Here is a 12,622-nt window from a genome sequence, read left to right on the forward strand (position 1 = left end):
TGTCGTACGCGTCGTGTTCAGCGCACCACCACCACCGACGATCCGTGCCCGAACAACCCTTGGTTCGCGGTGATCCCGACGCGCGCCCCGTCGATCTGCCGTGCGCCCGTAGTGCCGCGCAACTGCCACGTCAGCTCGCATACCTGGGCGATCGCCTGCGCGGGGACCGCCTCGCCGAAGGAGGCCAGGCCGCCGCTGGTGTTCACCGGTATGCGTCCGCCGGGTGCGGTGGTGCCCTCCCGCAGGAGCTTGGCCCCCTCGCCCGCGCCGCACAGGCCCAGATCCTCGTACCACTGGAGCTCCAGGGCAGTCGACAGGTCGTACACCTCCGCTACGGAGAGGTCGTGGGGGGCGATGCCCGCCTCTTCGTACGCGGCGCGGGCGACGGACTCCCGGAAGGTGTGCTCGGCGGGCGGCACGGCCGTCGCGGAGTCCGTCGCGATGTCCGGCAGGTCCAGGGCCGTGTTCGGATACGTGGGCGTGACGGTGGCGACCGCGCGGATGCGCACCGGGGTGCTCGCGCCGTGCCGGCGGGCGAACTCCAGGGTGGACAGCACGAGCGCCGCGGCGCCGTCGGACGTCGCGCAGATGTCGAGCAGCCGCAGCGGGTCGGCGACCACGGCGGACGCGGCGACCTCCCCGGCGGTCACGGCTCTGCGGTAGCGGGCGTGGGGGTTGAGCGCTCCCAGGGCCGCGTTCTTCACCTTGACCTGGGCGAAGTCCTCCAGCGTTTCACCGTGCACGGCCATCCTGCGGCGGGCGTACAGGCCGAAGTACGTGGGGTTCGTGGCACCCAGGACGCGAAAGCGCAGCCAGTCCGGGTCGTCCGGCCTCTCGCCCCCCGCAGGCCGGAAGAACCCCTTGGGGGCGGCGTCGGCACCGACCACCAGGACCACGTCGGTGAGGCCCGCGAGCAACTGGGCGCGTGCCGTGCCGATCGCTTGGGCCCCCGAGGCGCATGCCGCGTACACACTCGACACGCGTGCGCCCTGCCAGCCCAGAGCCTTGGCGAACGTCGCTCCGGCCACGTACCCGGGATAGCCGCCGCGCACGGTGTCCGCGCCCACCACGGACGTGATGTCCCGCCAGTCGACCCCGGCGTCCGCAAGGGCCGCGCGTGCCGCCACCGTCCCGTACTCGACGAAACCGCGGCCCCACTTGCCCCAGGGATGCATGCCCGCGCCGAGGACCGCCACATCATCCGTCACGCCGCCACCCCCACCGGTCGCCAGTGCCACGTCGTCCACGTCGTCTCCGCGTCCTCACTGAGCACGCCGGGAACGACCTCCACCTCCATGCCGACCTCCAGGTCGGCGACGGTCACTCCGGGGGCCCCCTGCCCGAGCACCACCATCCGTTCCGCGGCCAGCTCCACAGCGATCAACGTGTAGGGCCGCCATGGAAGTTCCGGGTCCGAGACATAGGGCGCTGGCGGCCGGTAGCGGCCGTCGGTGTACGACCAGACGCGTCCGCGCGGCGACAGGGGAACCTCGCTCAGACCGGTGCTCTGGCAGCCCGGATTGCGGCACAGCACGTCCTCGCGAGGGAAGAAGACGGCCCCGCAGGCCGTACAGCGCGTGCCGAGCAGACGGAAGGCCTCTCCCTCCCCGGCGAACCAGCGGGGCACCACGGGGGTGCGGGTGCGCGACAAGATTCCTCCAGAAAGCCGGATCTGACGGAACGTCAGGAGTGTACGCCGGGCGCCCCGCCTGATACACGAGGGAGACATGAAAAGACTCTCCCCGTGGTGGCGCGGTCCGGCCGTGACGGCTGCCGCCCTGTTCGCCGTGACCGCCGCTTCCGCACCCGCACCAGCACAGCCCGCAGGGCCCGGGCAGGACGCGCCCGCGCGGCACTCCCAGGGCGACGCCACGCCTCCGGAGCGCAAGGCGCCCCCGGAGTTCGTCGCCCTCCGGTCCGTGGACCCGACGATCCTCCAGGAGACGCGCTACTTCACCCCGCACAACTTCGTGGGCGAGCGCATCGACGGCTACCGGCAGCCGGTCTGCCTCCTCACCCGGCCCGCGGCCCGCGCCCTGCACGCGGCACAGCGCAAGCTCCTGCGGCAGGGGTACTCGCTGAAGGTCTACGACTGCTATCGGCCCCAGCGTGCGGTCGACCACTTCGTGCGCTGGGCCAAGGACCTCCACGACGAACGCATGAAGCGCGAGTTCTACCCGCGCGTCGACAAGTCCCGCCTCTTCGAAGACGGCTACATCGCGGAGAAGTCCGGACACAGCAGGGGCTCCACCGTCGATCTGACGATCGTACGGCTGCCGGCCAAGCCCACGCGGCCGTACCTCCCCGGAGAACCCCTGACGCCCTGCTACGCGCCTCAGGGTGACCGCTTCCCCGACAACTCCGTGGACATGGGCACGGGTTACGACTGCTTCGACACCCTGTCGCACACCGACGACCCCCGCGTCCAAGGCAAGCAGCGCGCCCATCGCCAACTCCTCAAGGAGTCCCTCGCGCGGGTGGGCCTGGTGAACCTGCCGGAGGAATGGTGGCATTACACGTATAAACCCGAGCCCTTTCCGGACACCTACTTCGACTTTCCCGTTTCGTACGGTTCGCTCAGCTCGCCCCGTTGAGCGTGAAACGCCGCATGTGTGGCGCGGTGGGAATGGAATGTGAAATCTCTGGGAAGAAGCGTAAAGGGATCGAGGGGGCCCGGACCGATGCTGGCCGGAACGCGCACCGTATCGCCCTGTCTACCTCACTTGGCTGGTAGTCGCTGGTGAGAGGCCCGTAACTCGGTGCCGACGCGTGAAAGTTCACCGCGTTGCCATGTTTCCGTGGCGGAAAAGTAGCGGTTACCGAGGTTATATCGAGGCGGTGCGTGGCCAGTTTGCGGTTCCTTCGAATTGCCCACGCAACCATCAACGACCAACATCGCGTCCTGTCCCACAAGGCAACCGCGTCGGCAGAAATGCTCCTGGCGAACCCGGACGACTCTGTGCGGCGCGGCCCGGGACCATCGATCCACCTTGCTACTTCATTGGAGAAAGACATGGCTGCCATCGAAGCGCCGGCAACGGCCCTGGAGCAGTTCCTCATCGCAACCCTGTACGACGGCAGCCAGGTCGGCGCCGCGGTGGAGCAGCTCCGCCAGGCCGGTCTCGGTGACAAGGTCGACTCCTGGCTGAGCACGGGCGAGAACCTGCCCGTCACCGCCGACGAGCTGGGCAAGGCCCTCTCCGACACCGTCGGCCGGATAGCCGCTCTCACCGGCCTCGGCGCGGACGAGGTGGCGCAGAAGATCGCCGCCGTGCTGCCGCCGGCCGTGGACGCGGTGAGCCCCAACGGCGAACTGGTCTCCTAGTTCCGCCATCGGGACAGCACGCGGCCGCCGCCCGTCCTGACGGGGGGCGGCCGTGCACCCCGGGGTCCGTTCGCATACGCGCGTGCGAGCGGGCCCCGAGGCATGTTCCGCCAAGTAGAGGGCGCCTCAGGGAAGACCGCCGCCCGGAGATCGGCTACAGTCCGCGGCGTGTCCGCATCCACATCCGAATTCAGAGTCAAGCCCGTCCCGGATTCCCACTGTTCGGGCTGCGGCGCACCGTACGGGGAGCACCTCACCGGCTGGCCCCGCGGCTGCTCCGCCTGTGGCAACGTCGCCTACCGCAACCCTCTGCCGGTGGCGATCGCCCTGCAGCCCGTGTACGACACCCATGGCACAGGCCTGGTGGTCGTGACTCGTGCCATCGCCCCCGCGCGCGGGGGACTCGCTCTGCCCGGCGGCTACATCGACGACCGGGAGGACTGGCGGCACGCCGTCGTCCGCGAGCTCAAGGAAGAGACCGGCATCAGCGCGGCGAGCCACGACGTGCGCATCGTCGAATCGCTCAGCTCTCCCGACGGCCACGTGCTGCTGTTCGGCCTGCTGCCGGAACGCCCCGCGGCCGACCTGCCCGAGTCCGTACCGACGGACGAGACGGAGGGCTGGGAACTGCTGTACCGGCCCGTGGAACTCTGCTTCCCCCTGCACACGGCGGTAGTGCAGGCGTGGTTCGAGGGCCGCTACGTCTGACGCCATGTCCGATGCCGGGAGCCGTCCCGCAGGAAGGTGACTCCGAGGCCACATCCCGCGGTTACGTGACGCCGGGCCGCACCTCGCGACTACGTCGGGCCCGGGCCACACTTCGCGGTTACGCCGGGCCCGGTCCACACTTCGCGGTCACGTCACCCGGTCCACGCCCTCCGGTCACGTCACCCGGGCCACGCCCCGCGGCCGATCGCCTCCGCGCACCCGCACCGCGTACTCCGGAACACCCCCCGACTCGTCGCCCTCCTTCTCGACAAGCAGCCGGTCGCCGCTCCACCGCACCCCGAAGCGCTGGAGCTCCGGCTCCTCCCACCCGTCACCGCCGTCGGCGATCACCAGGCCCCCGCCCGAGCGCCCCTTCGCGGGCGCCCACACCTCCAGTACGAGCGCCCCGTCCGCACCCCGGACGGGCAGCACGGCGCCCGCGCGCGCGAGCACGGGTATGCGGGACAGGGGCGCCTCCAGGACGGCTCGTCCGGGGCCTTCGTACGCTTCCTCGGTGACGGTGTCGTACCAGCGACCGGGCGGCAGCCGTACGCTCCGCCGGTCGACCCCCTCCTCCAGGACCGGCGCGACCAGCAGACAGTCCCCCAGTAGGAACGCGTCCTCACAGTCGCGCAACGCCCTGTCCTCCGGGGCGCCCCACCACAGCGGACGGGCGTAGGGCGCGCCGGTGCGCCGCGCCAGGTGCGAGAGCGTCACGAAGTACGGCAGCAGCCGACCGCGCTCTGCGAGAGCCACGCGCGCGTGCTCAAGCACCTCGGGACCGAACTCCCAGGGCTCCCTGCGACCCGCGTCCAGCGCCGCGTGCGTACGGAACAGCGGGAGGTGGGCGCCGAGTTGGAACCACCGCAGATACAGCTCCGGTGACGGGCTGCCGTCGAACCCGCCGACGTCGGGGCCCGAGTACGGCACTCCGCACAGGCCGAGCCCGAGAACCAGCGCGAGCGAGGCCCGCAGCCCCGGCCAGGTGCTGGCGACATCACCCGACCACGTCCCTCCGTAGCGTTGCATTCCCGCCCAGCCCGAGCGGGAGAAGAGGAACGGACGCTCGGAGGGCCGCAGTTCGCGCATGCCCTCGTAACCGGCACGCGCCATGCCGAGGGCGTACACGTTGTGTGCCTCCTGGTGGTCACCGCCCCGGCCCTCCAGGTCGTGCCGCGCCGAGCGGGGGAGGGTCGTCTCTCCGAAGGCAGCGAAGGACACCGGCTCGTTCATGTCGTGCCAGAACCCCGAGAAGCCCTGCGCGAGGCGCTCGTCGTAGAGCCCGCCCCACCACTTGCGCACCCGCCCCGCCGTGAAGTCCGGATACACCGACTCACCGGGCCACACAAGCCCCCGCACGGCCCGCCCCGAGGCGTCCCGCACGAACGCGTCCGCCGCCGCCCCGCCGTCGTACACCGCGTTGCCCGGCGCAGCCTTCACCGCAGGGTCCACGATCGACACGAGCCGGGTCCCCGCCCCGCGCAGCTCGGCGGCCAGCTTCGGCAGACCGGGGAAGCGCTTCTTGTCGACCGTGAACACCTGGTGCGCGTCCAAGTGGTCGATGTCCAGGTGCAGCGCGTCCAGGGCGAGACCGTGCTCCCGGTAGCCCGCGACGATCCGCCGCACCTCCTGCTCGCTGCCGAATCCCCACCGCGCGTGATGATGACCGAGCGCCCACGACGGCGGCACCGCAGGAGCGCCCGTGAGCCCCGCCCAGGCGTGCAGCACGCGCGCGGGGGTGCCCACCATGACCCAGCACCGCAGCGGCCCCCCGGCCATGCGCACCTCGCACGACCCGGCCCTGTCGTGCCCGGAACCCGCGCCCTCCGTGCCCTCGCGCACGGTCACCGAGCCGTCCCAGGTGTTGTCGTGGAAGACCAGATGCGTCCCCACGTCGGCGACCACCCACTGCACCGGCATCGTGATGTACAGCGGACCGTCCCCGGGCTCGAAGGAGCCACCGGGATCCGTGTTCCACAAGCGGTACGTGCCGCTCCGCAACCGGGGGCCCGCGGCCCGCCCGCCGAGCCCGAAGAACCGCGCGTCCGCCGCCACCTCCGACCGCTGCACCCAACGGACCGGTCCGCCGCCCGCGGGCTCCCACCATCGCGGCGGCAGATCACGGCGCAGCATCACACCGCCCGGCGTGCGCAGCTCGACCGCCCCGTGCCGGGAGACGACCACGGTGGCCCGCTCCGACACCACCCGCCAGCCGCCCTCCTTGTCGGGCTCCAGGACGGCCCGGGGATCCGCCTCCGGGCTCCCGCCCGCCAGCGCGTACGACGGGTCCGGATCCGCGCCGTCCCAGCCCCAGAACACCGCTCCGCCCGACGTGACCCGCACCCGCAGCTCGGACCGCGCGAAGCGCACCACCCCGCCGCCGGGACCGGGCTCCACCAGCGTCACGGGCCCCGGCGTCCGGGCCCGCTCGTCCCGCCGAGGCGGCAGTCCCGCCGCGTCGACCCGCCGCCTGCGCCACGCGGAGCGCACCATGCGCAACCTTTGAGCCGTGTCGGACAGGCCGACTGCCTTCACCGAACGCACCAGGTCACGACCGTTCATGCTGCTCAGCCTGCCACTGAAGGACCACCGGGTGCGCCGCGTTCAACTGCCGTTCATGCCGAGCGCCATCAGCCGTCACCAATCCCCTCCGAAGACACACCTCTGCTCCTCGCCGAACTCCTCGCCGAACTCCTCGCCGAACTCCTCGCCGAACTCCGCGCCGAACCCCGCGCCGAAAGGGTCACCCTGGTGCAGAAGTCGATCACGTGGCATCGTCCGTGTCATCCGTGTCACGCGCACACCAAGCCCGTGCGCACGACAGCCGCCCACGACGCGCACAGCCCAGGAGCATCCGATGTCCTCATCGAACCCCTCGCCGCTCTGGCAGCCTGACCCGCAGCGCATCGCCGGCGCACAGATCACGCGCTTCCAGGCCTGGGCGGCCGAGCACCACGGAGCGCCCGCCACCGGCGGCTACGAGGCCCTGCACCGCTGGTCCGTCGACGAGCTGGACACCTTCTGGAAAGCCGTCACCGAATGGTTCGACGTGCGCTTCTCCACCCCCTACGCGCGCGTGCTCGGCGACCGCTCCATGCCCGGCGCCGAGTGGTTCCCCGGCGCCACCCTCAACTACGCCGAGCACGCCCTGCGCGCCGGCGAGGACCCCGCGCGGGCCGACGTCCCGGCCGTCCTGCACGCCGACGAGTCCCACGAGCCGACCTCGGTCACCTGGGCCGAACTGCGCCGGCGAGTGGGCTCCCTGGCCGCGGAGCTCCGCGGGCTCGGCGTGCGCCCCGGAGACCGCGTCAGCGGCTACCTGCCGAACGTCCCCGAGGCCGTCGTCGCCTTCCTCGCCACCGCGTCCGTGGGCGCCGTCTGGACCTCGTGCGCACCCGACTTCGGCGCCCGCAGCGTCCTCGACCGCTTCCAGCAGGTCGAACCGGTCGTCCTCTTCACTGTCGACGGCTACCGCTACGGCGGCAAGGAACACGACCGCCGCGACACCGTCGCCGAACTGCGCCGCGAACTTCCCACCCTGCGCGCCGTCGTCCACATCCCGCTGCTCGGCACCCCGGCCCCCGAAGGCGCCCTGGAGTGGTCCACGCTCATCGCGGCGGACACGGCACCCGTCTTCGAAGCCGTCCCCTTCGACCACCCCCTGTGGGTGCTCTACTCCTCCGGCACCACAGGCCTGCCCAAGGCGATCGTCCAGTCCCAGGGCGGCATCCTGGTCGAGCACCTGAAGCAGGCGGGGCTGCACTGCGACCTCGGCCCGGACGACCGCTTCTTCTGGTACACGTCCACCGGCTGGATGATGTGGAACTTCCTCGTCTCCGGCCTGCTCACGGGCGCCACGATCGTCCTCTACGACGGCAGCCCCGGCTACCCCGACACCGCCGCGCAGTGGCGGGTGGCCGAGCGCACCGGAGCCACGTACTTCGGGACGTCCGCCGCGTACGTCATGGCCTGCCGCAAGGCGGAGGTGCACCCCGCGCGCGACTTCGACCTGTCGCGCGTGCAGTGCGTGGCCACCACCGGCTCGCCCCTGCCGCCCGACGGCTTCCGCTGGCTGCACGACGAGTTCGCCGACGTCTCCGGAGAGGTGTGGATCGCCTCCGTGAGCGGCGGCACCGACGTCTGCTCCTGCTTCGCCGGCGCCGTGCCGACGCTGCCCGTCCACATCGGCGAACTCCAGGCCCCCTGCCTGGGCACCGACCTGCAGTCCTGGGACCCTCAGGGCAAGCCCCTCATCGACGACGTCGGCGAACTCGTCGTCACCAACCCCATGCCGTCCATGCCGATCCGCTTCTGGAACGACCCGGACGGCAGCCGCTACCACGACAGCTACTTCGACACCTACCCCGGCGTCTGGCGCCACGGCGACTGGATCACCGTCACCGCACGCGGCTCCGTCGTCATCCACGGCCGCTCCGACTCCACGCTCAACCGCCAGGGCGTACGCATGGGTTCGGCCGACATCTACGAAGCCGTCGAGCGCCTCCCGGAGATCCGCGAGTCGCTGGTGATCGGCGTCGAGCAGCCCGACGGTGGTTACTGGATGCCGCTGTTCATCCACCTAGCCCCGGGCGCCGAGCTCAACGACACCCTGCGCGACCGGATCAAGCGGACCATCCGGGAACAGCTCTCCCCGCGCCACGTCCCCGACGAGGTGATCGAGGTCCCCGCTGTCCCGCACACCCTCACCGGCAAGCGCATCGAGGTCCCGGTCAAGCGCCTGCTCCAGGGCACCCCGCTCGACAAGGCGGTCAACGCGGGCTCCGTCGACAACATCGAGCTGCTCCGCTTCTACGAGCGCCTCGGCCGCGAACGCGCCTGACCCCACCCCACGATCCGCGGCCCCCGCCCCTGCCCCCGCACGCTCCGCGGTCATTGTCAGTGCCTCCCGTTACGGTGAGTGATCATTGATCGACCGACCGCAGGGGGGACCATGGGGCACAGCCAGCACGACACCATGCGACGCGCCCTTCGCCGCGAAGTCGCCGGCATCATCGGCCTGCTGGCCGACGCCGAGGACTTCGCGGCGATGCGTCACTACGCCACCTTCGTCTTCGACGACCACGTGACGTATCTGCAGCAGGTGGAAGGCCTGCTCAAATCCCGGGCCGCCGAGGGCAGGCTGACCGGCATCGCCCTCTTCGACCCACAGGAGTACGCCGAGTTCTGCACGGAAACAGGCCTCGACCCGGACACCTCCACAAGCCGCACCCGCTACACCGCGGAACTCGCGGCGACAGGACCCACCCTGCCGTACGAGGACCGTCCTCTGGCCGAGCTCGTCCCCGACCTTGTCGACGAGACCGTCCGGCAGAGCACCTGGGAGTACGCGACCATGCTCCTGGCCCGCATCGGCGCCTGCGCGGACTGCGGAGTCGACATCGGACGCGCCGCCTTCGCCCGCGCCTCCGACCTGCTCATGCGCGTGATCGGTACCGAGGGCCCCGCCACCCGCCACCTCGTGTGCAGTGTGCCCAGCGACGGACAGACACTCCTCGCCGCACTGCACGTCACACGCGGCAGCGACGGCCATCCGGAACTGGACGAGACGGAAGCACTGGAGTTCACCACGGTCCTCGCCGTGGGCATCGCCGTCGGGAGCTCCGGAGGCCTCGTGATGCGCGCGGGCGACGGCACCCGTGACCGCGTCCACGGCTGGCGCCTGCAAGGAGAGCGCCTGCACCCCCTCTCGGCCGCCGAAGTCTTCGACGCCTACTGCACGGACGCGCTCTCCGGCGACCTCATCGCCCCGGAATCCGGCGTCGACTACTGCGCGGCACCGGACCTGGGCGGGGACGGCCCAGGAGAAGAAGGCGCGTCGGGACAAGGGGGACACCGCCACTGACGCCGGAGGGGCGCCCCACCTGTACGGGTGGGGCGCCCCTCCGGACGAACCTGTTTGCGTGCCGCGGGCCTGCTACTCGCCGGACAGCACGGCGTGCGCCGCCTTGCGGGCTTCTTCGGCGCTGTCCGCCGCACGCGCCGCGGCCGCGGCACGCTCGCACTGGGCCAGCGTGTACTTGCCGAGCGTCGCCCGGACGTAAGGAATCGACGCCGCGCCCATGGAGAGGGAGGTGACACCGAGACCGGTCAGCACACACGCGAGCAGCGGGTCGGACGCGGCCTCACCGCACACACCACAGCTCTTGCCCTCGGCCCGCGCGGCCTCCGCCGACAGCGCGACCAGATCGAGCAGCGCGGGTTGCCACGGGTCCTGCAGCCGGGACACGGCACCGACCTGGCGGTCGGCGGCGAAGGTGTACTGCGCGAGGTCATTGGTGCCCAGCGAGAGGAACTCGACCTCCTGCAGGATGGAGCGCGCCCGCAGTGCCGCCGACGGAATCTCCACCATGGCGCCGAACTTCGCTCGCAGACCGGCCGCACGGCACGCGTCGGCGAACGCCTTGGCGTCGGCACGGTCCGCGACCATCGGAGCCATGACCTCGAGGTAGACGGGAAGTCCGTCAGCGGCCTTGGCCAGTGCGGTGAGCTGCGTACGCAGCACCTCGGGGTGGTCGAGGAGCGAGCGCAGACCGCGCACACCGAGCGCCGGGTTCGGCTCGTCGGCAGGCGTCAGGAAGTCGAGCGGCTTGTCCGCACCGGCGTCGAGGACACGTACGACGACGCGACCCTCGGGGAAGGCTTCGAGGACCTTGCGGTACGCCTCGATCTGCTTCTCCTCGGTCGGCGCCTGGGTGCTGTCGTCGAGGAAGAGGAACTCGGTGCGGAACAGGCCCACGCCCTCGGCACCGGCTTCGACGGCTGCGGGCACGTCGGAGGGGCCGCCGACGTTCGCGAGCAGCGGCACCTTGTGCCCGTCCGACGTGGCGCCGGGGCCGGTCGACGCGGCGAGCGCGGCCTTGCGCTGGGCCGCGGCGGCCTCGAGCTGGGCACGCTTTTCGGCGGTGGGCTCGACGAAGATCTCGCCGGTGCTGCCGTCGACGGCGACGACCGTGCCCTCGGCGATGTCACCGGCGCCGGGAAGCGCGACGACAGCGGGGACGCCGAGCGCCCGCGCCAGGATCGCGCTGTGGCTGGTCGGGCCGCCTTCTTCGGTGACGAAGCCGAGCACGAGCGCCGGGTCGAGCAGCGCGGTGTCGGCGGGCGCGAGGTCCCGCGCGATGAGGACGTACGGCTCGTCGCTGTCGGGCACGCCCGGCATCGGAACGCCGAGGAGCCGCGCGACGATACGGTTCCGCACGTCGTCGAGGTCCGCGACGCGGCCGGCCATGTACTCACCCGCGCCCGCGAGGAGCTCGCGGTAGTGCGAGAAGGCGTCGTAGATACCGCGCTCGGCCGAGCTGCCGACGGTGATGCGCCGATCCACGTCGGCGATGAGGTCCGGATCCTGAGCGATCATCGCTTGCGCTTCGAGCACCGCCTGGGCCTCGCCGCCGGCCAGGTTGCCGCGCGCCATCAGGTCGGCGGCCACAGCCTCGACGGCCTTGCGGGCGCGCCCCTGTTCGCGCTCCGCGTCCTCCGCCGGGATCTGCTTGGCCGGCGGCTCAAGGACCGCCGTGCCCATGTGCCGGACCTCGCCGATGGCCACCCCGTGGCTCACGCCGACGCCTCGCAGCGTTGTCTCCATTTCACCCGTCTCCGGTTGTGCGACGGGCCCAGCCGCCGCGGTGGATGTCCTACCTGCCGTCGGCGAGCGACGGCGATGCCGTCACTTCCAGTTGAAGAGAGTGTCGCCCGGCTTCACGTCGCCGTCCTCGACGAGACCGGACAGCGACTCGGCCGTCGCCTCGAGCGCCACGATGGGGCAGATCGCGGACTTGCCGGCGGCCTCGACGGCGGCCGGGTTCCAGCGCACCACGGACTGACCGCGCTGTACGGTGTCCCCCTTGTTGACGAGCAGCTCGAAGCCCTCGCCGTTGAGCTGGACAGTGTCGATGCCCAGGTGCGTGAGCACGCCGTGACCCTGGTCGTCCACCACGACGAACGCGTGCGGGTGAAGGGAGACGACGATGCCGTCGACGGGGGCGACCGCCTCGGAGGGCTCGCGAACAGGGTCGATCGCAGTGCCCGGTCCCACCATCGCGCCGGAGAAGACGGGGTCGGGCACCGCGGCGAGCCCGATGGCGCGTCCTTCGAGCGGGGACGTAACGGTGGACATGGAGGGCCTCCCAGGGGTGGAGATTCGATACCGCCGTCACTGCCTGTCCTGGACGACGCACTGTTCAGAAGGGTAAGTCATAAGAAGTCCCGGTTCCGCACGAGAGGTACCGGTTGGCAGACGTAGCGGCACTGCACAAACGATTTGCGCCGACCCGGACGCCGTTGTAGAGTCGTACTCCTGCCGACGGGCCGAGCGACGCACTCAGTGTCGGGGGCCGGGCAGCAACTATCAGGTCAGATCCTATATCGGGGTCTGGTTCCTTATGTCCACTGAACATCGTGGTCAGGGAGCCGAAAACAACCTGCTAGAGTCTGGAACCGCCGAAAGGCAAAGGCCCTCCAACGGCCGCTGGAAATGAAATCCGAACCGGGAACGGAACGGAAAACGGATCTGGTAGAGTTGGAAACGCAAGAACAAAAGAAACACCGAAGGGAAGCGCCCGGAGGAAA

At 71.0% G+C, this 12,622-nt stretch carries 11 protein-coding genes; 5 read left to right on the forward strand and 6 right to left on the reverse strand.

Annotated features, from left to right (window positions below):
- Positions 1 to 17: 17 nt before the first annotated feature.
- Entirely contained in the window at positions 18 to 1,208 is a 1,191-nt protein-coding gene (locus IG78_RS0107410) for a lipid-transfer protein (RefSeq protein ID WP_030560575.1), read from the reverse strand.
- Positions 1,205 to 1,630, reverse strand: a complete 426-nt coding sequence (locus tag IG78_RS0107415; protein WP_030560576.1) for a Zn-ribbon domain-containing OB-fold protein — start codon at positions 1,628 to 1,630, stop codon at positions 1,205 to 1,207. The genes IG78_RS0107410 and IG78_RS0107415 overlap by 4 nt, the downstream gene beginning before the upstream one ends.
- A 97-nt stretch (positions 1,631 to 1,727) precedes the next feature.
- Between IG78_RS0107415 and IG78_RS0107420 the strand changes: the two genes are divergently transcribed.
- From IG78_RS0107420 to IG78_RS0107430, 3 genes are all read left to right on the forward strand, one after another.
- Complete coding sequence (locus IG78_RS0107420) at positions 1,728 to 2,594, forward strand: M15 family metallopeptidase (protein WP_030560577.1); 867 nt, start codon at positions 1,728 to 1,730, stop codon at positions 2,592 to 2,594.
- 419 nt (positions 2,595 to 3,013) lie between these two features.
- Positions 3,014 to 3,325, forward strand: coding sequence for a YidB family protein (locus IG78_RS41780; protein WP_037684944.1), 312 nt, complete (start codon positions 3,014 to 3,016; stop codon positions 3,323 to 3,325).
- Between the two features lie 168 nt (positions 3,326 to 3,493).
- A complete protein-coding gene (locus IG78_RS0107430; protein ID WP_030560579.1) occupies positions 3,494 to 4,033 on the forward strand; it encodes an NUDIX domain-containing protein in 540 nt (179 codons plus the stop codon).
- A gap of 174 nt (positions 4,034 to 4,207) precedes the next feature.
- Here the strand turns inward: IG78_RS0107430 and IG78_RS0107435 are convergent, their stop codons facing one another.
- Both IG78_RS0107435 and IG78_RS49065 read right to left on the reverse strand, forming a co-directional pair.
- Positions 4,208 to 6,595: a glycoside hydrolase family 31 protein gene (locus IG78_RS0107435; RefSeq protein ID WP_030560580.1), complete on the reverse strand. Its 2,388-nt coding sequence runs from the start codon at positions 6,593 to 6,595 to the stop codon at positions 4,208 to 4,210.
- A gap of 75 nt (positions 6,596 to 6,670) precedes the next feature.
- A complete protein-coding gene (locus IG78_RS49065) occupies positions 6,671 to 6,808 on the reverse strand; it encodes a hypothetical protein (RefSeq protein ID WP_157855768.1) in 138 nt (45 codons plus the stop codon).
- Between the two features lie 82 nt (positions 6,809 to 6,890).
- Between IG78_RS49065 and IG78_RS0107445 the strand changes: the two genes are divergently transcribed.
- Together IG78_RS0107445 and IG78_RS0107450 are read left to right on the forward strand one after the other, a co-directional pair.
- Positions 6,891 to 8,873: an acetoacetate--CoA ligase gene (locus IG78_RS0107445; protein WP_030560581.1), complete on the forward strand. Its 1,983-nt coding sequence runs from the start codon at positions 6,891 to 6,893 to the stop codon at positions 8,871 to 8,873.
- A 111-nt stretch (positions 8,874 to 8,984) separates the two neighbouring features.
- Entirely contained in the window at positions 8,985 to 9,896 is a 912-nt protein-coding gene (locus IG78_RS0107450) for a hypothetical protein (protein WP_030560582.1), read from the forward strand.
- Positions 9,897 to 9,968: 72 nt separating this feature from the next.
- Here IG78_RS0107450 and ptsP read toward each other — a convergent pair whose 3' ends face one another.
- Positions 9,969 to 11,639, reverse strand: a complete 1,671-nt coding sequence (ptsP, locus tag IG78_RS0107455; RefSeq protein WP_030560583.1) for a phosphoenolpyruvate--protein phosphotransferase — start codon at positions 11,637 to 11,639, stop codon at positions 9,969 to 9,971.
- An 81-nt stretch (positions 11,640 to 11,720) separates the two neighbouring features.
- Positions 11,721 to 12,170, reverse strand: a complete 450-nt coding sequence (locus IG78_RS0107460; RefSeq protein ID WP_030560584.1) for a PTS sugar transporter subunit IIA — start codon at positions 12,168 to 12,170, stop codon at positions 11,721 to 11,723.
- Between the last annotated feature and the right edge of the window lie 452 nt (positions 12,171 to 12,622).

This window comes from Streptomyces aureocirculatus (genome assembly GCF_000720475.1).
In the GTDB taxonomy this organism is placed as follows: domain Bacteria; phylum Actinomycetota; class Actinomycetes; order Streptomycetales; family Streptomycetaceae; genus Streptomyces; species Streptomyces aureocirculatus.